Below are 23,502 nucleotides of genomic sequence, written 5' to 3'. Positions count from 1 at the left end.
GGAGAGAGCGCTGTAAAGAACCCCCTGACCGTTCGGCGCGGCCCGAACCGTGCCCGTGTCAGCATGGGCCGATGACCACCGGTGCCGACGGCCGCGGACTCGCCGGGTTCGCCGCGCTGCTCGCCGACCCCACCCGGGCCGGCTTCTGCCTGGCCCTGCTCGACGGCCGCGCCTGGACCGCCGGAGAGCTGGCCCGCGCCGCCGGGGTCGCCGCGTCCACCGCGAGTGACCACCTCACCCGGCTGGTCGCCGGTGGCCTGCTCGTCGAGCAGCGGCAGGGCCGCCACCGGTACGTCCGCCTCGCCGACCCGGGCGTCGCCCAGCTCGTCGAGGACCTGGCCGCGCGGGCGCCCGCACCGGCGACCCCGCCCCGCACGTTGCGCGCCGCGTCGGCCGGCGCCGCCCTGGCGTACGCCCGCACCTGCTACGACCACCTGGCCGGGCGGCTCGGCGTGCTGCTGCACGACGCCCTGCTCGACCGAGGCGTCCTCGACCGCACCGGCGGCCTCGCGCTGACCGGGGCCGGCATGACCTGGCTGGACCGTCTCGGCGTGCCGGTCGAACCGCTGCGCGCCACCCGGCGACCCCTGGTCCGCGACTGCCTGGACTGGACCGAACGGCGCCCGCACCTGGCCGGCGCGGTCGGGGCGGCGCTGTGCGGGCGCTTCCTCGACCTCGGCTGGACCGCGCGCGGCACCGGCCGGGCGGTACGGCTCACCGCCACCGGGCGGGACGCGCTGGCCGAGACGCTCGCCGTCGACCCGGCGCTGCTGGCCCCGCCCGCCTCCCGCGACACCGGCCCGGCGCGCGCCTGACCCGCCCGTGCCCCGCGGCACCCGTCCCGCCCGCGCCGGGCCGCCGGATGTGCCCGGCCGGATCGTTCGGTTCGGACCGAACTGTCGGCGCCCTACGGTCGGACGATGGATTCACCGACGATCACGGCTGCTCCGGGCACACCGCCCTGCGGGCCGCCGACCTCGGACGACGGCGGCTGGGTGGTCACCCGGTACGCGGACGTCGTCTCCGTCCTGACTGATCCCCGCTGCGTGGTGCCGCCCGCCGAGCAGGCGCCGGAGGGCGGCCTGGCATGGCTGCGCGCCTCGGTGAGCCGGTTCAGTCCGCCGGACCGGCATGCCGCGCGGCGAGCCGTCGGGGTGGCGGCGCTCGACGCCCTCGACCCGCGGGAACTGCGTGTGGCCGTGGAACGGCTCACCGGGCGGATCCTCGACCGCGCCGCGACCGGGGACAACGGCGGTGACCGGGTGGACGTGACCGGTGACCTGGCTCGGCGCGTACCCCTCGTGGTGCTGGCGGAGCGGCTCGGCCTGGCCGACCCGGCGGCGGCCGTCGCGGAGGTGACGGCGGTGGCCGCCGCCTACCACCCGGGCGCCGAACCGGCGGCGGTGCGGCGGGCGGACCGGGCGGTGGCGGCGCTGCTGGCCATGTCGCCGCCCGCTCCGGCCGAGGTGACAGCGAACCGGCTCGGGCTGCTGGTGCAGGCCGCCGACGCCACCGCCGGGCTGATCGTGGCCGCCGTCCGGCACGGGCTCGCCGCGCCGGACGGGCTCGGGACCGACGCGCTGCTCGCCGAGGTGCTGCGCCTCGACCCGCCGGTACGGGTCACCCGCCGGGTCGCCGCCGACCCGCTGAGCCTGGGCGGCCAACCGGTGCGCGCGGGGGAGCGGCTGCTGCTGCGGTTCGACGCCGCCAACCGCGACCCGGCGGCCTTCCCGGAGCCGGACCGCTTCCGCGCCGGCCGGGCGAACGCCGCGCTGACGTTCGGCGCCGGTCCCCGCGGCTGCCCCGGGCAGCGGCACGCGCTCGCCCTGGCCGCTGGCGTGGTCGGCGTGCTGCGCCGCCGCTGCCGTCCCGCCCGCCCGACTCCTGACGTTCCGACGACCCGACTCGAGGTGATCCTGCGATGACCGACCGGTACCGCGCATTCCGTGACCTGCACCGGCGCGGCGAACCGCTACTCCTGCCGAACGCCTGGGACCACGCCTCCGCCGCGGCGCTCGCCGCCCGGGGACATCAGGCGATCGGCACGACGAGCCTGGGCGTGGCGGCGGCGGCCGGGCGGCCGGACGCGGTCCGCGCCACCCGCGCCGAGACGCTGGAGCTGGCGTACCGGCTGCGGAACCTGCCGGCGCTGCTGACTGTGGACGTCGAGGACGGCTTCCACGACGACCCGGCGGAGGTGGCGCGCTTCGTCGGCGAGCTGGCCGCGCTCGGCGTGGTCGGCGTGAACGTGGAGGACGGCCGCCGGGACGGGCGCCTGGCCCCGGCGGAGCACGTCGCCGCCGTGATCGCGGCGGTCCGCGCCGCCGTACCGCAGATCTTCGTCAACGCCCGCACCGACGCCTGGTGGCTGGGCGTGGCGTCGCCGCTGGACGAGGCGCGGCGGCGGGCGGCGCTGTTCCGGGCCGCCGGGGCCGACTGCCTGTTCGTGCCGGGCGCGCCCGACGAACTGGTCGGTGTGCTCGCCGCCGAGGCGGGGTTGCCGCTCAACGTGCTGTACCGGCCGGGCGGCCCGGACCTGGCCGCCCTCGGACGGCTCGGCGTGGCCCGGGTCAGCACCGGCTCACTGCTGTTCCGGGCGGCCCTCGGAACGGCGCTGCGCCTGACCGACGCGATCGGCGCCGGGCGCGACGCGGGCCTGCCGGCACCGCCCACGTACGAGGAGGTGCAGGCGCTGGTGCCACCGTCCGCCACCTGATCGGGCGCATCGGGGGAGATGGGGCGATTGCCGCCCTCTCGGCTCATTACGGTGTGTGCAGGCCCAATCACGCCGTGTCCTGACCGAGAGGGGACGGAGACCATGCGAGTGCCCAGCCGCAGCCCCGGTCGCCAGCCCGGTCCCGCCGTCACGTCCACCGCTCCCGCCCGGCGGGTGCCCGCCGGTGGCCGGCGCGCCGGCACCGAGCCGGACCTGTCCGCGTACCGGGCGGCGGTGGCGGAACTCCTGGTCGAGGTGGGCGCGCTCGCCGACGCGCCGTCCACCACCGCCCGCCAGGTGCTGCTCGACCAGCGGCTGCGCGAACCGGCCATCGCCGCCGTCCTCGACGCCACGCCGCAGGGCCTGATCGGCGCCCGGGAGACGCTGCTGCTGGAGATGGCCCGCTACCAGCCCAACGCGCGCAGCTCGGCGCAGGACCTCACCGCGCTGGTCCGCATCTACCTGCTCTCCCGCGTCGATGTGCTCTGGTGGCGGGACAGCCCGACGTTCCTCACCGACGACCAGGTCCGCACCAGCACCGAACTGGTCGACCTGGAGTGGCTGCGCCGCCGCGGCCTGATCGAGTTCCGCTACCAGGAACAGCCCGCCACAGTGGTGGGACGCGGGCTGCGGGCGGTGCGGCGACGGGTGCGCCCGGACGCCACCCCGCGTACCGCCGGGCTGCTGTTCCGCCGGGCCCGCCGCGAGATGATCGCGTTCCTCAACGACCTGGCCCGGGAGTTCACGGCCGTCGCGCCGGACGGCACGCCGCCGCTCTGGGTGACCAGCCTGGCCCGCAGCGCCGAGCACCAGTACCGGCTGCGCCGCCTCGGGTACGCCGCGATGGTGCCCAGCGGGCACTGCCTCGGCTGGGCCGCCGACGTCGAACTGGAGTGGTACGACCGCTTCGGCGCCCGCCCGGCGCTCGCCGGGCTGCTGCTGGCCCGCCAGGACGCCGGCGAGGTGAACGTGGTCGACGAGGGACAGGCCTGGCACGTGTGTCTCGCCCCGGCCGCCCGTCGCCGGTACCGGCGGGCGTACGAGTCCGAGATGGGGGTGTGACCCGGTGTGCGGCATCGCGCTGAGCATCGGCCCCGAGGCGGATCCGGCCACCTTCCGGCGGATGCTCGCCGCGCTCGCGCCGCGCGGTGAGGTCACCGAGACCCGGCAGGAGAACGGCCTGCTCGCCGGCGTACGGCGGCTGAGGATCGTGGACCGGGAACGGTCCGTCCAGCCGTGGATGTCGCCGGACGAGCGGCACCTGCTCTGCTTCAACGGCGAGATCTTCAACCACCACGAGCTGCGCGCCGAGCTGACCCGGCTGGGCCACCGGTTCATCACCGCGGGCGACACCGAGGTGGTGCTCACCGCGTTCCGCCAGTGGGGCGAGAACGCGGTCCGCCGGCTGCGCGGCGAGTACGCGTTCGTGATCGTTGAGCGCGACACCGGCCGGACGTACCTGGCCCGCGACCCGCTCGGCGTCAAGCCGCTCTACTGGTCCCGCCTGCCCGGCTGCCTGCACCTCGCCTCCGAGGTCAAGGCGCTGGTCGGACACGGCGCGCCGATCGGCGAGGTGGCGCCCGGGCACCACGGCTGGGTCGAGCCCGGCCGCCCGGTCCGGGTCGGTCCGCACGTCGACCTGCTCACCCTCGGCGACGGCCTGCCGGTGATCGACGACCCGGACGAGGCGGCCCTGCTGGTCCGCGTCGCGCTCACCGACGCCATGCGCGCCCGGCTGGACACCGACCTCACCGTCGGCGTGGTGCTCTCCGGCGGTCTGGACAGCTCACTGGCGCTGCTGCACGCCCGGGAACTGCACCCGGACTGCGTGGCGGTCACCATCGGCGTGCCGGAGAGCCCGGACGTCGCGTACGCCCGGCGGCTCGCCGCCGACCTCGGCGTACCGCACGAGGTGATCGAGCTACGGCCCCGCGACATCCGGCTCGCCGACGTGCGCGAGGCGATCCGGGTCTCCGAGCTGACTGAGTACGGCGACATCATCAACGCGGTCGTCTCGGTGCCGATCTTCCGGCGGCTGCGCGAGCTGGGCGTCCGGGTGGTGCTCACCGGCGACGGCTCGGACGAGCTGTTCGGCGGGTACCCGATGTACCACCGGGTCGGCCCGGAGCGGTCCCGTCGCCTGTTCCTCCACAAGATCCGCAACCTGTGCCGGACCGAGCTGCAACGGGTGGACCGGGCCAGCATGGCGCACGGCGTGGAGGCCCGGGTGCCGTTCCTCGACCTCAGCGTCGTCGAGCTGGCCATGCGGCTGCCGCTGGACGTCAAACTGCGCGACGGGCAGGAGAAGTGGATCGTCCGGCGGGCCTTCGCGGACGTGCTGCCCTCCTACGTCCGGCAGCGGCCGAAGAACCCGATGTCGTACTCGTCCGGGCTGCACGAGCGGGCCCGCCTCTACAAGCCGCTGTTCGCCCGGCTGCACCGCTCCTTCGGCTACGACCTTCTGGAACCGGTCCGCCGGGACTTCGACAGCGTGCTCACCCGCTGCGGCAACGACCTCGACCGGGCCATCGCCGAGGGCATCGCCCGGCCCGACTACACGGTGCTGGAACACGCTCGGGACCTGGTCGGCGCGGCCCGCTGGAACGCCGCCCCGATGGTCCGCCGGCTGGTCAACCCGCGCCGCACCCGAGGCGACGAGGCGCCCCTGCCCGGGTGAGCCCGGTCAGCGTCGCAGGTCCACGTCGGCGGCCACGCCGGAGACCGGGTCGACGCAGTGCACAGTCGGGCCCGGACGCAACCGGGCGTCCGAGGCGTACCGCCGGGCCAGCTCCCGCCCGGCGGCGGCGTCGCCGCGGTCGGCTGCCACCAGCAGCGCGGCGACCTCGTCGACGAGCGTGAGGTCGGCACCGGTCAGATCCTCGGTCATCGCACCGAACCCGTCCCAGAGCAGCACTTCGTCCTTGTGCCGGTGGGCCAGCTCCAGCAGCACGTAGTCGTGGACGAGCCAGTCGCCCCGGATCGGTAGCGACGGGTCCACGCCGTAGGTGCCGGGGTCGATCCGGCCCGCCCGGTACGCCAGCCACACCCGGGCCGCCGAGTCGAAGTGCCCCGCCTCCGGGTCGATGTCGTAGCCGTCGAACGGCCGGTCGACGGCCGGGTCCAGTTCCGGGTCGGACCAGACCCAGCGTTCGCCGTCCCACCACTCCGCGAGCACGTGGTCGTGGTGCCAGTCCGGGGAGAAGTAGCTCACGAACCCGATCCGGCTGCGGGCCGGGATCCCGTGCTGGCGCAGCGCCGCGACGGTGAGCAGCGTGTGGTCCCGGCAGCAGCCGGCGACCCGCTCGACGGCCGGGCGTTCGGCGGTCAGCGGCAGCGGGAACCGGGACTGGTCGGTGTCGAGGATGCGGTCCAGCCAGCGCAGGTTCACCTCGGCCCGGCGGACGTCCGGCAGCTCCACGCCACCGGCGCGGTAGTGGACGATCACGTTGCGGGCGGTCGCCGCGACGGTGGGCAGGTCGGCGGGAACGGCGTCGAGCAGCGCCGCGTGGTGGCGGGGATCGCTGTACGGGGAGTGGGTCCGGTAGTCGTCGACGTCCATCCGGTCATTGTCGGCGCCGGATGCGGCCCGCGGGTGCCCGCTCGGTGCGCATTTTCGCGGTACCCGAACGCCAGGTCCGATCACCGCCAGCGCCGCGGTCCGGGCCGCGCCAGGCTGGGACCGTGACGACCACCCGTACCGCGTTTCTGATCCGCCCACTGCCCGCCGGGACGCTCGCCGAGCTGCGTCGCACCGGCCGCGACGCCACCGGGCAGCCGCCCGAGCACCGGCGCGCCACCGGCGGCGAGCCGCTGCGCTGCTGCCTGCGCGACGCCCGGCCGGACGAGGAGCTGCTGTTGTTCGGGTACGCCCCGCCGCTGCCGCCGGGCCCGTACCGGGAGGTGGGGCCGGTGTTCGCACACGCCGCCGGCTGCGCCGGCCCGGACGACGTGACGGCGTACCCGTCGCAGTGGCGCGGACGGGAGCAGGTGCTGCGCGCGTACGACAGCCGGGGCCGCATCGTGGGCGGACGGCGACACGACGGCGGCGACCCGGAGGCGGTGATCGCGGAGCTGTTCGCCGACCCGGCGGTGGACCAGCTGCACAGCCGCAACGTGGTGTACGGCTGCTGGATGTTCGCGATCGTGCGGAGTTGACCGAGTCCCGGATGGACATCGGCGGACGCCTCTTCTAGCGTCGCAGTCATGCGGAGGACCCTCATCGCCGGCGGGCTCGCGCTGCTCCTGCTCGCCACGGCCTGCGGGGAGAGCCGCCGGTCCGGCCCGCCGGCCGCGGCCGGCTCACCGACCGCGTCCCGGCAGGACCCGGCGCAGGTCGAGCGGACCCTGGCCAGCCTCCGCAAGATCGACGACCTGCCGATGTACGAGATGACGTACGACGGCGACTACGACCCGACCGCCGGGCTGGCCGGGTCCACGCCGCCGAGCCCGTTCGGCTGCTCGCTGTTCGCCGCGCTGGCCGACCGGGACCGGCCGCTGTTCGCCCGCAACTTCGACTGGGAGCCCAACCCCGCGCTGGTGCTGCGCACCGACCCGCCGGACGGGTACGCCTCGATCTCCCTCGTCGACATCTCCTACCTGGGCGTGTCCGCCGACCCGACCGGGGACCGGCGGCTGCTGGACGCGCCGCTGCTGCCGTTCGACGGCATGAACGAGCGGGGTCTCGCGGTCGGGCTGGCCGCCGACGACGGGGCCCGCGCCGAGCCGGTGCCCGGCCTGCCGAAGGTCGGCTCGGTGCGCATCCTGCGCCTGGTGCTCGACTCGGCCGCCACTGTGGACGAGGCGGTCGCCGTGTTCCGGCGTTACAACCTCGACTTCGACGGCGGGCCGCCGCTGCACTACCTGCTGGCCGACGCGACGGGCGCGTCCGCTGTGGTGGAGTTCGTCGACGGGAAGCTCACCGTGGACCGGCGGCAGGGCCCGTGGCAGGCGCTGACGAACGTGCCCACCGTCGGCGTGCCGGACCGGGAACTGCGCCAGGACCACAGGTACGGGGTGCTGGCGAAGGAACTCGACCGTAACGGCGGGGTGGTGGACGCGGCCGGTGCGCTGCGGCTGCTGAACGCGGTACGCCAGTCGCACACCCGCTGGTCGGTGACGTACGGGCTGCGCAGTGGCGAGGTGCGGGTGGTCACAGCGGGCGGCGGCACCCGCGACTACCGGCTGCCGATGAGCGACTGACCACGGCTGCGGCGCCGCGCCCCCTCAGACGATCGGCTGTCGATACCTGGCGGCGAGCGTGGGCAGGTCCGGCTCGCCGAACCGCTCGACGAGTGCCGCGAACCGGTCGACCTTGTCCGGGCCGAAGCGCCGCACGGCGACCGCGTAGGAGGCGGCGGAGACGAACGCCGGTGGCGTGGTCTTGCTGTGGAACTTGTCGGCGTACATCACGAGGTGTTCCTCGGCGGTGACGGCCGTGTAGTCGGCGGCCGGGATCGGCAGGCCCTGCCGGCGCACGTCCGCCCGGGTGATGCCGACGCCGGTGTGACGGGAGCAGAACCGGGCGATCACCTCGGGCAGCCCTGCCTCCCGTGCCAGCGCGTGGCCCAGCACGCCGTGCCGTACGTAGTTCCGCTCGTCGAGCCGCCCGGCCTCGTCGTAGAGGCGGTAGACCCCGATGTCGTGGAGCAGGCTGCCGGCCCGCACGAGGGCGGCGTCCGCGTCCGCACCGCTGCTGTCGAGCAGTTGTCCGGCGATGTCGCACACGATCCGGCAGTGCGTCCAGACGAGGTGCAACGCCTCCCGGGACGGCGCGAGCCGTTCGTGCAGAGCCCGGATCCGGGCGTCGCTCGGCACCGCCGTCCGGTCGTCGATCGTCACCGGCATGTGTCCGTTTCCCTCCCGGGACAGCACCGGGCCCGGCGCCCCCGTGAGGGGAACGCCGGGCCCGGCCACGGTCAGCGGGTCACCAGCTCAGGTAACCGGCCTGCGTCTGCACGTTCAGCTCGGGCACCAGCAGGAACTGCGCCAGCCAGGTGCGCGGGTCACGCAGCTCCAGCACGTCCAGTCCCTTCTGGATGTCGCTGGAGTAGATGTGGCCGTTGTACCAGTAGGCCGACCAGGACCCGCCGGTACGCAGCTGCGAGGCGTCCAGCGGCCCGCGCTCCCAGTAGGCGATCTCCTTGGGCTTGCGCGAGTCGGTGAAGTCCCACACCGAGATGCCGCCCTGGTACCACGCCTGGACCATGATGTCGCGGCCGGGCACCGGGATCAGCGAGCCGTTGTGGGCCACGCAGTTCTCCGTGTCCGCGTTGACGCGGGGGATCTTGTAGTAGCTGCGGAACTCCAGCTTGCGGGCGTCACCGCGGCCGGTGATGTCGTAGATGGCGTCCGCGCCGCGGTTCGGGCCGACCACCTCGTTGCAGGTGGCCGCGCCACCGCCGCCCAGCTCGTCGGTGAAGACGACCTTGGTGCCGGCGTTGTTGAACGTGGCCGAGTGCCAGAACGCGAAGTTCTCCGCGTCGGTGACCCGCTCGATCACCCGGGGCGCCTCGCGGTTCTTGATGTCCAGCAGGACGCCGTCACCCATGCAGGCGCCCGCGGCCAGGTCCTTCGACGGGTACGCGGTGATGTCGTGGCAGCCGGTGGTGGCCGACGACTGGCCCGGGATGCCCGGGTAGCCGCCGTCCGGGAAGAGGTTCGGCGTGGCGACCACGGAGGCCGTGGTGGGGTTCTTCACCGGCACCTTGACGATGGAGATGGAGTCGTGCGGCGGCTGGCAGTCCGGGAACTCGGCCCGCGGGCTGTACGAGGAGACGTACAGGTAGACGTTCCGCTTGTCCTTGCCGGGCACCAGCGTGTGGGTGTGCGAGCCGCACGCCGTCTCCACCGACTTGATGTAGCGCGGGTTGCGCTTGTCCCGGATGTCGAAGATCTTGATGCCCTCCCAGGACTCCTTCACCGACGCCGGCTGGCTGGTGCTGGCGCAGGAGTCGTCGCTGCGGGAGGAGTCGGTCGACAGGAACAGCAGGTTGCCGTGGACCGAGATGTCGTTCTGTGAGCCGGGGCAGAGCACCTGGGACACGATCGCCGGGCGGCTCGGGCGGGAGACGTCGTAGACGACGAACCCGTCGTAGTTGCCGACGAACGCGTACCGCCCCTGGAAGGCGATGTCGGTGCCGAGGGCGGCCGTGGTGTCGAACGGCGCCTGCTTCGGCAGGTTCGCCACCTGGCGCAGGTTGGGGCTGCTGGAGATCTCGTCGACACCGGGGACGGCGTTGTCCACGGTGGCCGGCGCGGCCTGGGCGCGGGGGATCTCCTGGGCGCTGCTCGGCGGCGCGGTGACGACGCCGGCGAGCAGCAGGCCGGCGGCGGCCAGGCTGACGATCCGGATACGAGACGTGCGGATGTTGATCATCGGCAACACCCTTCGAAAGGGGGTCATGATTCGCCACACCTTACCTATTGGAGACGGCCATCAATGTGACCTGGGTCACACTGGGGAACTTTCGTCTATGGATAGGATCGCTGTCACCTTGACCGGAGGAGGCGTCGTATGACCAGCCGGCAGGCGCGCGTGTGGGTGGGCGTCACAGCACTGGTGACCCTCGTCGTGGTCGGGGCGCTCGCGCTGACCGGGCGCGAGGACGCCCGTACCCCGGAGGCTGCCGGAACCGCCGCGGCGGCCGCGCCGAGCGCGAGCGCCGCCGCGTCGGCGCCGCCGGTGGTGGTCCCGGGACGCCCGGGGGAGCCCGCCGCGACCCGCCCCGCCGAGCAGGTCCGGGGCGCCACCACGCCGCGGTGGAACAGCCTCGACGTCTGGTACGTCCGGATGATGATCCCGCACCACGAGCAGGCCCTGGAGATGGCATCGCTCGCGCCCGAGCGCGCCGCCGACGCGCGGATCCGTGCCGTGGCCGAGCGGATCCGCGCCGCACAGGGCCCGGAGGTCGGCCTGCTGCGCGCCTGGCTCAGCACCCGCGACCTGCCCGCCGACGTGCCCGGGCACGACCACGGCAGCATGCGCGGGATGCAGTCCGCCGAGGCGATGCGGCGGCTCGCCGACGCCCGCGGCGCGGCGTTCGACAGGCTGTTCGTGCAGATGATGTCCGACCACCACCGGGGCGCGATCGTCATGTCCACCGACCTGCTGAAGGTCGGCGTCGACCAGCCGATGCAGGAGTTCGCCACCTCGGTGGCGGTCGAGCAGTCCGCCGAGATCACCCGTATGCAGGCCCTCCTGACCCCCTGACCTGGAGCGAACGGGGGAGGGCACAAGGGCGGGCCTAGGCTGGGGGATCGTGAACCGCCTGATCCTCGGTCCTCCGCTGCGGGGTGTCGCGTTCGACGCGGCCGTCTGCGGGCTCGTCGTGTTCTTCGCGCTGTCCGGGTACCTCGCCGGGCAGACCGGGCGCTCGGCGCGGACTGAGCACCGCCGCCCGGACACGGACGAGCCGGCTCCGCCGTGGGCGGGGCCGGCTCGTGGGTGCGTGGGTCAGGGCTGCGTGGCCGGCTGTCCGCCGGTGTCACCGCCGCCGGTGCCGGTGCCCGGGTCGGCGGTGGTCGGGTCCGGCGCGGGCGGCGTGGTGGGTGCCGTCGTCGTGGGCGCGCTGGACGGCGTGCTGCTCGGCTCGGCCGACGGGGCCGGCTCGTCCGTCACGCTCGGCTGCGCCGACGGGGTCGGGGAGGAACTCGGCGTCACCGAGGGTGTGGCCGACGGCCGGCCGCCCGGACCGACCGGGCGGTAGGTGTACTCGTCGTCCGCCGACGGCTCGTCGGCGACCGGCTCCGCGGCCGGATCGCTCGGCGCCACCGCGGGCGCCGTCTTGTCGATCTTCGTGGCCGGTTCGGCCGTGTCGTTCGCGGCGGCCACGAGCGCGCCCAGCGCGCCCATCGCCACCAGCACCGCGCCCAGCGCACCGACGAGCGTGCCGCGCCGGCCCCGCCGCCGCGACGTCGCCACCGCGGCACCCGGGCGGACCGCCGGCTGGTCGTCCCGCGACCGCGCCTGGCCCGCCGCACCGCGCAGCGCCACCGTCGCGGTCGGCGAGTCGGTACGCGCGGCCCGCGCCGCGTCGGCCATCGCCGCCGCGCTCGGGTAGCGGTCGGCCGGATCCTTGGCCAGCGCCCGCGACACCAGCTCCCGCACCGACGCCGGGATCTCCGCCGGCAGCTCCGGCGGCTCGTCGTCGAGATGGCGTACGGCCACCTGGAGCGGGTTGTCGCCGGTGAACGGCGGGCTGCCGGTGAGGCAGCAGTACGCGACGGCGCCGAGCGCGTACACGTCGGTGGCGCCCGAGACGGGCCGCCCGGCGGCCTGCTCCGGCGCCATGTAGAGGGCGGTGCCGGGCACCGCGTTCGTGCTGGTGATGCTCGTGACGTTGGTCGAGCGGGCCACCCCGAAGTCGACCAGGACCACGGTGCCGTCGTCCTGCACGAGCAGGTTGCTCGGCTTCACGTCCCGGTGGACGATGCCCCGGCCGTGCGCCGCGTGCAGGGCCTGCGCCACTTGGGCCACGATCGACATGGTCTCGGCGACCTCGAGGCACCCGGCGGTCTCGATCCGCCGCGACAGCGGCTCACCGGCGACGAACTCCATCACCAGGTAGTCGGCCCGGCCGCCGCTGGGCAGGTCGTCCTCACCGCAGTCGAAGACCTGCACCACGCCGGGGTGGCGCAGGGAGGCCATGATCCGGGCCTCGGAACGGAACCGGGCGATGAAGTCGGGGTCGGACACCAGGGCGGGAAGCAGGACCTTCACCGCGACCGGGCGACCGAGGACAAGGTCTGTGGCACGCCAGACGTCGCCCATGCCGCCGGTGGCGACACGGTCATCAAGGCGGTACCGACCGCTGAGTACGACGTCTGAGGACAGCACCCCCATACCGTACCCACAGCAGGCCTGAAGTATTTCCCGCGATATCGGCGGCCGGTCCGGCCGGCCGTTCGGCCGGGTGTCCGGCACCCGGGACGCCGATCGGCTGATCGTGATCGACCCGGTACGATCGGCCAGAAAGCGACGCGCCCCCGCGCTCCCGGCCCGCCGTACCGGCGGGGGTCCGATCCGGGGAGCGTCACGCCCGCCGTCGGTGTTACCCCGACACGCCGGTGGCGCAGGTAGACATTTCTCTCTGTTTCTCCGCCGTGCGGAGGCTTGCCGACGCATCCCGCCCGCCCCGGCGTCGGCCCGACTCCCGGCCGCCCCCGGACGCCGGTACGGTATGTCCCGCCGACGCCCGTGCTGCGCGCGGCAGTTTCCACGGCGCACCGCACCCTCGTGCGGGTGCCCGATCAGCTCACCGGGGGGCCGAGTGCGGATGGCGGTGTGGTCACTGGCACCCGTTGACGCCCGGCTCCGGGCCGTCATCCGGGTGGGGCGGCGCGCGTGACGGCCGAACTGAACGAGGCGGTCGCCGGGGCGCAGGCGGGCGACGAGGAGGCGTTCCGGTTCCTCTACCGCAGCCTGCAGCCCGCGCTGCTGCGTTACCTGACCGCGCTCGTCGGCGCGGACGCCGAGGACGTGGCCTCGGAGGCGTGGCTCCAGATCTCGCGCGACCTGCCGTCGTTCACCGGTGGCGAGTTCCGCGCCTGGGTGGTCACGATCGCCCGCAACCGGGCCATGGACCACCTGCGCCGGCAGCGGCGGCGTCCCTCCGTGCCGGTGCCCGTGCAGGCGCTCAACGACCTGGCCGCCGACGTCGACACCGCCGACCGGGCCGGTGAGGCCATCGCCACCGAGAGCGCGCTGGCGCTGATCCGTACGCTGCCACCGGCCGAGGCCGAGGCGGTGATGCTGCGGGCCGTCATCGGCCTGGACGCGGAGACCGCCGGGCGGGTGCTGGGCCGGCGGGCCGGCGCGGTCCGTACCGCCGCGCACCGGGGCCTGCGCCGGCTGGCCGCGATGCTGGAGCGCTCGGCGGCGCAGGCCGCGCCGGACGACACCCGGGACGCCGTCGCGTCGCGTCCCCGTACCGACCGCCAGGTGCCGCACGCGCCCGAGGCCGAGCCGGCGGAGGGCTGACGTGAGGGGAGACGACGGCATGCACGCTCGCCGGTCCGGCGGGCCCGCCGACCGGGCGGAGTCCGACCGCGTGCTCGACGCCGCGCGCGCCGGCACGTCGCCGGAGGCCGACGCCGACCCGCTGACCCGGCTGCTGTCCGCCGCCGCCGGACCGGCGGCCCCCGGCGAGGTAGCCGGGGAGGAGCGGGCGCTCGCCGCCTTCCGGGCGGCCCGCGCGGCGCGGGGAACGCAGCCGGCGGCCGGATCGGTGCCCGCACCGGTGGCCGCACCGCGCGCGCGGCGGCGCCTGCGCATCGCCGCCGCGTTGTCCGGGCTCGCCGCCACCGCTGTCGCCGGGGTGGCGTTCGCCGCGGTGCGCCTGGACCGCGAGCCGGAGCCGGTGGCCCCGCCCGCGACGACGGCCGGGCCCAGCAGCGCCGGACCGAGCGGCACCGGCCCGACCGGCACCGGCCCGGCCGTCACCGGGCCGTCGCGGCCGGCGCCGAGCACCCCAGCCGGTGACGCGTCCGGTGCGGCGTCGCCACCGGCTCCGTCGCCGACGCCGGCGCCGTCCGGAACGCCGAGCGCCGCGGCCGGGAAATCCGCACCCCCGCCCGGCGGGCCGCAGACGGCCGGCCACTGCCGTGCCTACCTGGCCAAGTCGGAGCGGCAGCGGGAGAAGGCGCTCACCAAGCCGGGCTACGCCGAACTGGTGGCTGCCGCCGGCGGCCCCGAGCAGGTGGAGAGCTACTGCCGGAACCTGCTGGGCGTGCCGGCGGACGACCCGGCCGACGCGCCGGAGCCGGCGCCCCCGGGCCCGGCAGCGGACGGCTGAGCCGCCGCGGCGCAATCAGATTCCGGACAAAATTTCATCTCCCCGGGCAAGCGGATCTCGTCTGCTAGACAGAGGATGGTGGGGCGGCGTCCCGTGCCGTCCCGGCCGGGCGCGTCGCCACGACGTCGTCGCCCATCGCCGAGGAGGAGCCGTCCCATGGTGATGTCGCCGGATCTGGACCGGGCAGTCGTCCTGGGGGACGAGGAGGCGGCCCGGGGCCACCTCGCCCGGATCTGCTTCAAGACCGGGCCACCCGCACTCGTCGGCGTCGAACTGGAATGGACCGTGCACGACGCCGCGGACCCGGCCCGGCCGGTCGACCGCGAGCGACTACGCGAGGCGCTGGGGCGGCACAGCCCCGTGACCCTCGACCCCACCAGCCCGGCCGACGAGCTCCGGCGCGGCGGCGCCGTGACCGTGGAGCCCGGCGGGCAGGTGGAGATCTCCGCGACACCGCGATCGTCGGTCGCCGCGCTCATCCTGGCCACCGAGGCCGACGTCGCCGAGCTGCGGGCCCGGCTGGACGCCGCCGGCCTGGTGCTCGGCCGCAGCGGCATCGACCCCTGGCGCCTTCCCCGGCCTGTCGTGGAGACCCCGCGCTACCAGGCCATGCGGTGCGCCTTCGACCGGCGCGGCCCGGCGGGACGGGCGATGATGTACAGCACCGCCGGCCTCCAGGTCTGCCTGGACGCGGGCGAACCGGAGCACGTGGCGCAGCGGTGGGCCGCCGCGCACGCCGTCGGCCCGCCGCTGCTCGCCGCCTTCGCCACCGCCGACCGGCACGCCGGCCGCCGCACCGGCTGGGCCTCCGCCCGGATGGCCACCTGGCTGGCCATCGATCCGGCCCGGACCCGTCCGGTCTGGTCGCCCGAGCGTGCCGACGAGGACCCGGTGGCGGCCTGGACCGGGTACGCGCTGGCCGCGCCGCTGCTCTGCGTACGCGGCGACGGCCCGGACTGGACCGCGCCGCCCGGTGTCACGTTCGCCGACTGGCTGGCCGGGGCGCTGCCCCGCCCACCGACCACCGACGACCTGGAATACCACCTCAGCACGCTGTTCCCGCCGGTACGCCCGCGCGGCTACCTGGAGCTGCGCTACCTGGACACCCAGCCCGGCCCGGAGTGGACCGTGCCGCTGGCGGTGCTGGCGGCGCTCTTCGCCGACCCGGCCACCACCCGGGACGCGCTGGCGGCGGCCGGCCCGGTCGCCGACCGGTGGCGCGCGGCGGCCCGGTGCGGGCTGGCCGAGCGTCCGCTGGCCACCGCCGCGGCGGCGCTGTTCGACCTGGCCCTGACGGCCCTGCCCCGGCTCGACCTGCCGGCCGGCATCCACGACGAGACCCAGCGAGCGATCCGGCGGCACCGCGCCGCCGCGGAGAGGGGACACCGGTGACCACCACCGAGCGACTACGCGACCGGATCGCCGCGGAACTGGAGCGGACCCGGGCCCGTACCGCGCTGCTGACCGACGCGGTGGACGACGACGACCTGGTCCGGCAGCACTCCACGCTGATGTCGCCGCTGGTCTGGGACCTGGCGCACGTCGGCAACCAGGAGGAGCTGTGGCTGGTCCGCGACGTCGGCGGCCGCGACCCGGTGCGCCACGACATCGACGACCTCTACGACGCGTTCAAGCAGCCCCGCAAGGACCGGCCGGCGCTGCCGCTGCTGCCCCCGGCCGAGGCCCGCGCGTACGTTCGTACGGTACGGGACAAGGTGTTCGACCTGCTCGACGGCATCCGCTTCACCGAGCGTCCCCTCGTCGCCGACGGGTTCGCGTTCGGCATGATCGTGCAGCACGAGCAGCAGCACGACGAGACCATGCTCGCCACCCACCAGCTGCGCGCCGGCGCCCCGGTGCTGGACGCGCCGCCCCCGCCGGAGCCCCGGGCCCGGGTCGGCGGGGAGGTGCGGGTGCCGGCCGGGCCGTTCACCATGGGCACCTCCACCGACCCGTGGGCGCTGGACAACGAGCGCCCGGCGCACACCGTCGACCTGCCCGCGTACGTCATCGACGCCGCGCCGGTGACGAACGGGCAGTACCGGGCGTTCATCGCCGACGGCGGGTACGACGAGCCGCGCTGGTGGAGCGAGGCCGGCTGGCGGCACCGGATCGAGGCGGACCTGAGCGCGCCGATGCACTGGCGGCGCGACGGGGACGGCTGGGCGTACCGCCGGTTCGGCCGCTGGTCGCCGGTACGCGACGACGAGCCGGTGGTGCACGTCTGCTGGTACGAGGCACAGGCGTACGCGGCGTGGGCCGGCAAGCGGCTGCCGACGGAGGCGGAGTGGGAGAAGGCGGCCCGCTGGGATCCGGCGACCGGCCGGTCCCGCCGCTACCCGTGGGGCGACGAGGACCCGACCACCGAGCACGCCAACCTGGGCCAGCGGCACCTGTGGCCGGCGCCGGTGGGCGCGTACCCGGCGGGCGCCTCGCCGCTGGGGGTGCACCAGCTCGTCGGCGACGTGTGGGAGTGGACCTCCTCGCCGTTCCGGGGCCACCCGGGCTTCACCGCGTTCCCGTACCGGGAGTACTCGGAGGTCTTCTTCGGCGACGACCACCGGGTGCTGCGCGGCGGCTCGTTCGGCACCGACCGGTCCGCCTGCCGGGGCACGTTCCGCAACTGGGACTACCCGATCCGGCGGCAGATCTTCAGCGGTTTCCGCTGCGCCCGTGACGCCGGACCCGAGGAGTGAGCCGGCCCGATGTGCCGTCACCTCGCGTACCTCGGTCCACCCGTGCTCCTGAGCAGCCTGCTGTCCGACCCGCCGTACGGGCTGCTGCGCCAGTCGTGGGCGCCGCGTGACATGCGTGGCGGCGGCACGATAAACGCCGACGGTTTCGGCGTCGCCTGGTACCCCGACGACGGCGACCCGGTCCGCTACCGGCGGGCCCAGCCGATGTGGAGCGACACCACGCTGCCGGAGCTGGCCGCCGTGACGCGGGTGCGGGCGGTGCTGGCCGCGGTCCGATCCGCCACCGTCGGCATGCCGCTGCACGAGACCGCCGCGGCGCCCTTCGCCGAGGGGCGGTGGCTGTTCAGCCACAACGGCGTGGTGAAGGGCTGGCCGGACAGCCTGATCCCGCTCGCCGCCGGCCTGCCCGTGCGCGACCTGATCACACTCGACGTGCCGACCGACTCGGCGCTGCTGTGGGCGCTGGTCCGGCACCGGCTGCGGGCCGGCGCGCCACCGGACGAGGCGGTGGCGGACACCGTCGCGGCGGTCGCCGCCGCCGCTCCCGGCTCGCGGCTGAACCTGCTGCTCACCGACGGTACGACTGTGGTGGCGAGCACGGCCGGGCACGCGCTGTCGGTGCGCCGCGGCCCGGACTCGGTGCTGCTGGCGTCCGAACCGTTCGACGACGACCCGGCCTGGCGGGCCGTGCCGGACGGCCGGCTCGTGGTGGCGACCACGGGCGGGCTCGACCTGCGGGAGACGACCGCCGTCCGACGATCCGTACCCACCGCAAGAGAGGACACTCGATGAGCGCGGAGCCGCTGGAGATCCACCTGGAGCAGCAGGACCTCGACCGTGGGTTGCGGGAGGACGTGCGGGTCGGGCTGGCCGCGACGCCGAAGTGGCTGCCGCCGAAGTGGTTCTACGACGCCCGGGGCAGCGAGCTGTTCGAGGAGATCACCCGCCTGCCGGAGTACTACCCGACCCGTGCCGAGCGGGCGGTGCTGGCCGCGCACGCCGACGACGTCGCCACCATGACCGGGGCGAAGACGCTGATCGAGCTGGGTTCGGGTTCGTCGGAGAAGACCCGGCTGCTGCTCGACGCGTTCACCCGCCACGGCGACCTGGGCACGTTCGTGCCGCTGGACGTCTCGGTGAGCGCGTTGCGGTCGTCCACCGAGCAGATCGCCGCCGCGTACCCGGGGCTGCGGGTGCGGGGGATCGTCGGTGACTTCACCCGTCACCTGGACCGGCTGCCCACCGGCGGCCGTCGTCTGGTGGCGTTCCTCGGCGGCACGATCGGCAACCTGCTGCCGGTGGAGCGGGCCGAGTTCCTCACCGCGATGCGCGCGGCGCTGGAGACCGGCGACTGGCTGCTGGTCGGCACCGACCTGGTCAAGGACCCGGGCGTGATCGTGCCCGCGTACGACGACGCGGCGGGCGTGACCGCCGAGTTCAACCGCAACGTGCTCCGGGTGATCAACCGTGAGCTGGGCGCGGACTTCGACGTCGACGCGTTCCGGCACGTGGCGGTCTGGGATCCCGACCGGGAGTGGATCGAGATGCGGTTGCGCGCCGAGCACCCGGCCCGGGTGCGGGTCCTGGACACCGACGTGGTGTTCGCCGCCGGCGAGGAGCTGCGGACCGAGGTGTCGGCCAAGTTCCGGCCGGAGGGGATCGCAGCCGAGCTGACCGCCGCCGGGTTCGACCGGCGGGCGTTCTGGACCGACCCGGACGGGCTGTTCGGGGTGAGCCTGGCCCGGGCCGACTGAGGGCCGCCGTGGCCCCGCCCACACCCGGTGACCGGGGCGGCCGGTGATCGGCTAGGCTGGCGGCGCGAAGGGGAGTAGCCCCCAATGTCGTGGTCGACACACTGGTGCGTTCCGCATCCGGCCACGCGGCCCCGGTCTCCGGGGCGGGCGAGACCTTCGACTCAGGCTGTCGCAGCCGGGTCGAGGGCGCCCCCGTTCCTCCTCCCGGCTTGATCGGGAAGGTTCACATGGAGGGTTTCCTCGTCGCGCTGGTGGTCAGCTTCGGCGTCATCTTCGTCGCCGAGCTGGGCGACAAGTCCCAGCTCATGGCACTGACGTTCGCCACGCGGTTCAAGCCGGTGCCGGTGCTCATCGGCATCACGATCGCCACCGCCGTCGTCCACCTGGCCTCGGTGGCCATCGGGTACGGCCTGAACGCCGCACTGCCCACCGACTGGATCTCGCTCATCGCCGGTCTGGCGTTCCTCGGCTTCGGCGCCTGGACGCTGCGCGGCGACAGGCTGACCGAGGAGGAGAAGCGCAAGGCCGAGCGCGGCGGCCGGTCCGCCGTCATCGCCGTCGGTGTGGCGTTCTTCCTGGCCGAGCTGGGCGACAAGACCATGCTCGCCACCATCACGCTGGCCACCAAGTACGGCTGGTTCGGCACCTGGCTCGGGTCGACGCTCGGCATGGTCGCAGCGGACGCGCTGGCGATCCTGGTGGGCCGGATGCTCGGCCGGCACCTGCCGGAGCGGACCATCCGCTACGGCGCGGCGGTGCTGTTCGCCATCTGCGGCCTCTGGCTGATCTTCGAGGCGGTCTCCGAGCTGACCTGAGCGGAACCGACGTGAGTGGTGCGGCGGCGCCCGATGATCGGAGAGCGCCTCGGTGGGTAAGTAGCCCGGGTGAGCGCCGTGGCGGTGACCGCCCGGCGGAGGACGAATCGGCACGACCGGGAGGTTCCGCCCATGAGCAGGCACGACGAGCCCAACGAGTACGGCTTCGCCGGGGGCGCCACCGCGCCGGAGCCGCCGCCGGGCGGGCGCGAGGACGAGCAGGACCGCGCCGAGCAGGTGGCCGTGCCCGGTGACGACCTCACCGCCCCGGCCGCCGAGGCGCTCGAGGAACCGGAGCGCAAGCGCGAGCCGCGCCCGGCCGAGCGCCGGCGCTGAGGCGTACCGCGCCGACCCGTGCGGCGGGCGTGACCGGCTGGTCACGCCCGCCGCGCCGGTTCAGGCCGGGCCCTCCTGGTAGACGTCCGGGACGCCGTCGCCGTCGGCGTCCCGGCTCTCCCGTTCGCTGATCCGCCGGTAGACCCGGTTGCGGCGGACCAGCACCACCGAGGCCAGCAGCGCGGAGGTGAGCGAGCCGAGCAGTACCGCCACCTTGACGCCGTCCTCCTCCGGGCTGCCGGCGCCGAACGCCAGCTCGCCGATGAGCAGCGACACGGTGAACCCGATTCCGGCCAGCAGCGCCAGCCCGGCCAGGTCGGCCCAGGTGATCTCCTCGTCCAGTTCGGCCCTGGTGAACCGGGCGAGCAGGTACGTCGAGCCGAACACGCCGATCACCTTGCCGAGCACCAGCCCGGCGGCCACCGCGAGCACCACGGGGCTGGTGAGCACGCCGCCCAGGTCCACCCCGACCAGCGTCACCCCGGCGGCGAAGAAGGCGAAGACCGGTACGGCCAGGCCCGCGGAGACCGGCCGCCAGCGGTGCTCCAGCCGCTCGGCGAGACCGGGTGCGCCGTCGCGTCCGCGCAGCACCGGCACGGTGAAGCCGAGCAGCACGCCCGCCACCGTGGCGTGCACACCGGAGGCGTGCACCAGCGCCCAGGCGGTCACCGCGAGCGGGATCAGCGCCCACCACCAGGTCCGCCGCCGCTGCACGAGCAGCCCGAACGCGGCGATCGGCAGCAGCGCGGCGAGCAGCGGCAGCGGGTGGAACCCGTCGGTGTAGAAGACCGCGATGATGGTGATCGCGAAGAGGTCGTCGACCACGGCGAGGGTCAGCAGGAAGGCGCGCAGCCCCTGCGGCAGGTGGGAGCTGATGACGGCGAGCACGGCGAGCGCGAAGGCGATGTCGGTGGCGGTGGGGATGGCCCATCCGCGCAGGCCGGTACCGCCGGCGCTGAGCGTCACCGCGAGGTAGACCAGCGCGGGCGCGATCATGCCGCCGAGCGCGGCGACCACCGGCAACGCGGCCCGGCGGGGGTCGCGCAGGTCACCGGCGACGAACTCGCGCTTGAGTTCCAGGCCGACCACGAAGAAGAAGATCGCCAGCAGCCCGTCGGCGGCCCAGGTGCGCAGGTCGAGGTCGAGGTGCAGGCCGGCGCCGCCGGGCCAGGGCACCCAGTGGCTCAGTCCGGCGTACGCGGCGCGCCACGGCGAGTTGGCCCAGATCAGGGCGAGCACCGCGCCGAGCAGCAGCAGGCCGCCGCCGACGGTCTCGGTGCGCAGCACGTCGGCCAGGAAGCGGGCCTCCGGCCAGGAGCGGCGGGACAGCAGGCGGGAGCGGTGCGGGGTGTGCTGGGGCATGCGGCGTCCGTTCGGAAGCTGGGGTCGGCGGAACCATCGCCGACCAGGCTTCCCGGCACACCTGGACCAACCCTAACGGGCGCCGCCACCGGCGGCGAGCCGAGTCGGCCGATGGGACGCCCGTCTCACCACCTGGGTGGGGCGTCCCGTCGGCCGGCGGGTCAGCGCTGTCCGGGCAGGGCCGGCAGGGACGCCCCGACCGGGTCGCAGAACGCGGCCATCCGCTTGATCAGCTCGTCCGGGTCGGCGTACGGGTCGAGCCCGCGCACCTCGTCCGGGTCCAGTTCGGGCACGGGGACGTGGGAGATGAGTGGGTGCAGCGGCCGGCTGTCCACCTCGTCGGCGCCGAACAGGTGCTCGTGCAGCTTCTCGCCCGGTCGCAGGCCGGTGAAGACGATCTCCGTCGGGCGGTCCGCCTCGGCGGCCAGCCGGCGCGCCACGTCGGCGATCCGGACCGGCTCGCCCATGTCGAGCACCAGCGCCTCGCCGCCCCGGCCGATCGTCGCGGCCTGGAGCACCAGGTGCACCGCCTCCTGCACGGTCATGAAGTAGCGGGTCACATCGGGGTGGGTGACGGTGATCGGCACCCCGGCCCGGATCTGCGCCTGGAACGCGGTGAGCACCGAGCCGCGGCTGCTGAGCACGTTGCCGAACCGGACGCTCAGGTATCGACCGTTGAGCCGCTGCGCGTGGTAGGCGGTGAGCCGTTCGGTGATCCGCTTGGAGTAGCCGAGGACGCTCGCCGGGTTGGCCGCCTTGTCGGTGGAGATGTTCACGAACTCGGCGACGTCCCGGCACGCCTCCAGCACGTTCAGCGTACCCAGGATGTTGGTCTTGATCGCCTCGCCGGGATGGCGCTGGAGCAGCGTGAGGTGCTTGAGCGCCGCGGCGTGGAACACCACGTCGGGCTGCCGGTCGGCGATCACCCGGGCGATGCCCTCGGCGTCGCGGATGTCGGCGAGGATCAGCTCCGGCCCGTCCAGCAGCGCGCGCCCGTGCAGGGACATCTGCAAGGCGTGCAGCGCGGACTCGTCCCGGTCGAGCATCATCAGCTCGTCCGGCTCGCAGCGGGCGATCTGCCGGCACAGTTCCGAGCCGATCGAGCCGCCGGCGCCGGTGACGAGCACCCGGCGCCCGGCCAGCCCGCCGCGCTCCACGCTCAGCTCGGCCACCCGGTGCGCGCGGCCCAGCAGGTCGGTGAGCTGGAGGTCGCGTACGTCGGTGGCGGCCACCGGGCGGTCGAGGACCTCGCGTACCGGCGGCAGGACCTTGAACGCCGCGCCGGCCTCCAGCGTGCGGGTCCGGACGTCGCGCAGCAGCTGCGGATCCGAGCCGCTCATCGAGAAGATGACTGTGCTCGCCCGGGTGGCACGGACGGCGGCGGCGATCTGTTCCCGGCCGCCGAGCACGCGCAGCCGCTCCAGCCGCAGTCCGCGGCTGTCGGGCGCGTCGTCGAGCAGGCCCACCGGCCGGTAGCTGCTGTCCGGGTCGTGCAGCAGCACCCGGACGAGCCGCTCGCTCGCCGCGTCCACCCCGTAGATCAGGCAGCGCTCGGCGTGTCGTGCGGCGGGCGGCCGGCGGTCGGCGTGGGCCCGCCAGACTCCCCGGGCGGTCGCCATCACCACGAGTGCGACCGAGCCGCCGATCAGCGGCGTGCTGGCCGGCACCGGGTGCTGCGTCCACGGCAGCAGGGCGACGAAACCGACGGCCGCGACGAGCGCGACGGTGGTGGCCAGGCCCTGCGCGTCGCCGGCGCTGCCGATCGGATACCGGCCGTAGAGCCGGGACCGCAGCAGCGTGAGCACGGCGTACAGCGCGGCGCAGGCCAGCGCCATGCCGAGCGTACGGGCGCTGGCGGCGGCGGTGAGGTCGAATTCGTACCGCGTCCAGGCGGCGCCGAGAAAACCTCCGCACCACGCGGCCGTGTCCAGCGTTAACAGGGAAAGGGTGGCGGCGCGGTGGGTGATCCGGCCGGCGGGTCGAACGGCTGTGATCGCGTCACGATCCATGGGCTGCCCTCTACGTCCTATC

General features: G+C 74.8%; 22 protein-coding genes. 16 read left to right on the top strand and 6 right to left on the bottom strand.

Annotated features, from left to right (window positions below):
* The first annotated feature begins 71 nt into the window (after positions 1 to 71).
* The 5 genes from FB455_RS26245 (at position 72) to FB455_RS26225 (ending at position 5,393) form a co-directional block, all read left to right on the top strand.
* Positions 72 to 815: an ArsR/SmtB family transcription factor gene (locus tag FB455_RS26245; protein ID WP_013476607.1), complete on the top strand. Its 744-nt coding sequence runs from the start codon at positions 72 to 74 to the stop codon at positions 813 to 815.
* Positions 816 to 920: 105 nt separating this feature from the next.
* Positions 921 to 1,925, top strand: coding sequence for a cytochrome P450 (locus FB455_RS26240; protein WP_486481575.1), 1,005 nt, complete (start codon positions 921 to 923; stop codon positions 1,923 to 1,925).
* Positions 1,922 to 2,716 carry an isocitrate lyase/PEP mutase family protein gene (locus tag FB455_RS26235; RefSeq protein WP_145755146.1) on the top strand — a complete coding sequence of 265 codons (795 nt, stop codon included), beginning with the start codon at positions 1,922 to 1,924 and terminating at the stop codon, positions 2,714 to 2,716. Before FB455_RS26240 ends, FB455_RS26235 begins: the two co-directional genes overlap by 4 nt.
* Before the next feature lie 102 nt (positions 2,717 to 2,818).
* Entirely contained in the window at positions 2,819 to 3,778 is a 960-nt protein-coding gene (locus FB455_RS26230; protein WP_145755145.1) for a hypothetical protein, read from the top strand.
* A gap of 4 nt (positions 3,779 to 3,782) precedes the next feature.
* Positions 3,783 to 5,393 (top strand): asparagine synthetase B family protein, encoded by a 1,611-nt coding sequence (locus FB455_RS26225; protein WP_030272527.1) that lies wholly within the window; start codon positions 3,783 to 3,785, stop codon positions 5,391 to 5,393.
* Positions 5,394 to 5,399: 6 nt separating this feature from the next.
* Here FB455_RS26225 and FB455_RS26220 read toward each other — a convergent pair whose 3' ends face one another.
* Complete coding sequence (locus FB455_RS26220; protein WP_145755144.1) at positions 5,400 to 6,275, bottom strand: transglutaminase domain-containing protein; 876 nt, start codon at positions 6,273 to 6,275, stop codon at positions 5,400 to 5,402.
* 122 nt (positions 6,276 to 6,397) lie between these two features.
* Here FB455_RS26220 and FB455_RS26215 point away from each other — a divergent pair, with 122 nt between their 5' ends.
* Positions 6,398 to 6,871, top strand: a complete 474-nt coding sequence (locus tag FB455_RS26215; protein WP_013286571.1) for a DUF1203 domain-containing protein — start codon at positions 6,398 to 6,400, stop codon at positions 6,869 to 6,871.
* 48 nt (positions 6,872 to 6,919) lie between these two features.
* Positions 6,920 to 7,915, top strand: coding sequence for a carcinine hydrolase/isopenicillin-N N-acyltransferase family protein (locus FB455_RS26210; RefSeq protein WP_145755142.1), 996 nt, complete (start codon positions 6,920 to 6,922; stop codon positions 7,913 to 7,915).
* 24 nt (positions 7,916 to 7,939) lie between these two features.
* Here the strand turns inward: FB455_RS26210 and FB455_RS26205 are convergent, their stop codons facing one another.
* Complete coding sequence (locus FB455_RS26205) at positions 7,940 to 8,560, bottom strand: HD domain-containing protein (protein WP_013286569.1); 621 nt, start codon at positions 8,558 to 8,560, stop codon at positions 7,940 to 7,942.
* Between the two features lie 79 nt (positions 8,561 to 8,639).
* Positions 8,640 to 10,091: an LVIVD repeat-containing protein gene (locus tag FB455_RS26200; protein ID WP_013286568.1), complete on the bottom strand. Its 1,452-nt coding sequence runs from the start codon at positions 10,089 to 10,091 to the stop codon at positions 8,640 to 8,642.
* Between the two features lie 138 nt (positions 10,092 to 10,229).
* On the opposite strand from FB455_RS26200, the gene FB455_RS26195 reads away from it, so the two are divergent.
* Positions 10,230 to 10,925: a DUF305 domain-containing protein gene (locus FB455_RS26195; RefSeq protein WP_013286567.1), complete on the top strand. Its 696-nt coding sequence runs from the start codon at positions 10,230 to 10,232 to the stop codon at positions 10,923 to 10,925.
* 243 nt (positions 10,926 to 11,168) lie between these two features.
* Here FB455_RS26195 and FB455_RS26190 read toward each other — a convergent pair whose 3' ends face one another.
* Positions 11,169 to 12,557 carry a serine/threonine-protein kinase gene (locus tag FB455_RS26190; protein ID WP_013286566.1) on the bottom strand — a complete coding sequence of 463 codons (1,389 nt, stop codon included), beginning with the start codon at positions 12,555 to 12,557 and terminating at the stop codon, positions 11,169 to 11,171.
* A 501-nt stretch (positions 12,558 to 13,058) separates the two neighbouring features.
* Here FB455_RS26190 and FB455_RS26185 point away from each other — a divergent pair.
* The 8 genes from FB455_RS26185 to FB455_RS26150 all read left to right on the top strand — a co-directional run bounded on the left by FB455_RS26185 (position 13,059) and on the right by FB455_RS26150 (position 20,109).
* Positions 13,059 to 13,694, top strand: coding sequence for an RNA polymerase sigma factor (locus FB455_RS26185; RefSeq protein ID WP_013286565.1), 636 nt, complete (start codon positions 13,059 to 13,061; stop codon positions 13,692 to 13,694).
* A 19-nt stretch (positions 13,695 to 13,713) separates the two neighbouring features.
* Positions 13,714 to 14,508 carry a hypothetical protein gene (locus tag FB455_RS26180; protein WP_145755141.1) on the top strand — a complete coding sequence of 265 codons (795 nt, stop codon included), beginning with the start codon at positions 13,714 to 13,716 and terminating at the stop codon, positions 14,506 to 14,508.
* Positions 14,509 to 14,664: 156 nt separating this feature from the next.
* Positions 14,665 to 15,900 carry an ergothioneine biosynthesis glutamate--cysteine ligase EgtA gene (gene egtA, locus FB455_RS26175; RefSeq protein WP_013286563.1) on the top strand — a complete coding sequence of 412 codons (1,236 nt, stop codon included), beginning with the start codon at positions 14,665 to 14,667 and terminating at the stop codon, positions 15,898 to 15,900.
* Complete coding sequence (gene egtB / locus FB455_RS26170; protein ID WP_013286562.1) at positions 15,897 to 17,204, top strand: ergothioneine biosynthesis protein EgtB; 1,308 nt, start codon at positions 15,897 to 15,899, stop codon at positions 17,202 to 17,204. Before egtA ends, egtB begins: the two co-directional genes overlap by 4 nt.
* Positions 17,205 to 17,213: 9 nt before the next feature.
* Entirely contained in the window at positions 17,214 to 17,996 is a 783-nt protein-coding gene (egtC, locus tag FB455_RS26165) for an ergothioneine biosynthesis protein EgtC (protein ID WP_145755140.1), read from the top strand.
* On the top strand, positions 17,993 to 18,958 hold the full coding sequence (gene egtD / locus FB455_RS26160) for an L-histidine N(alpha)-methyltransferase (RefSeq protein WP_013286560.1): 966 nt from the start codon (positions 17,993 to 17,995) through the stop codon (positions 18,956 to 18,958). The genes egtC and egtD overlap by 4 nt, the downstream gene beginning before the upstream one ends.
* Before the next feature lie 227 nt (positions 18,959 to 19,185).
* Positions 19,186 to 19,773 carry a TMEM165/GDT1 family protein gene (locus FB455_RS26155; RefSeq protein ID WP_013286559.1) on the top strand — a complete coding sequence of 196 codons (588 nt, stop codon included), beginning with the start codon at positions 19,186 to 19,188 and terminating at the stop codon, positions 19,771 to 19,773.
* A gap of 132 nt (positions 19,774 to 19,905) precedes the next feature.
* Positions 19,906 to 20,109 (top strand): hypothetical protein, encoded by a 204-nt coding sequence (locus FB455_RS26150; RefSeq protein ID WP_013286558.1) that lies wholly within the window; start codon positions 19,906 to 19,908, stop codon positions 20,107 to 20,109.
* Between the two features lie 60 nt (positions 20,110 to 20,169).
* On the opposite strand, the gene nhaA is transcribed toward FB455_RS26150, so the two are convergent.
* Positions 20,170 to 21,471, bottom strand: a complete 1,302-nt coding sequence (nhaA, locus tag FB455_RS26145) for a Na+/H+ antiporter NhaA (RefSeq protein WP_030272521.1) — start codon at positions 21,469 to 21,471, stop codon at positions 20,170 to 20,172.
* 161 nt (positions 21,472 to 21,632) lie between these two features.
* Entirely contained in the window at positions 21,633 to 23,480 is a 1,848-nt protein-coding gene (locus FB455_RS26140) for a nucleoside-diphosphate sugar epimerase/dehydratase (protein ID WP_013286556.1), read from the bottom strand.
* Between the last annotated feature and the right edge of the window lie 22 nt (positions 23,481 to 23,502).

It is taken from the genome of Micromonospora sp. CNZ296 (assembly GCF_007827635.1).
Note: the sequence above shows the minus strand (reverse complement) of the source record. Positions and strands in the feature narration are given on the sequence as shown.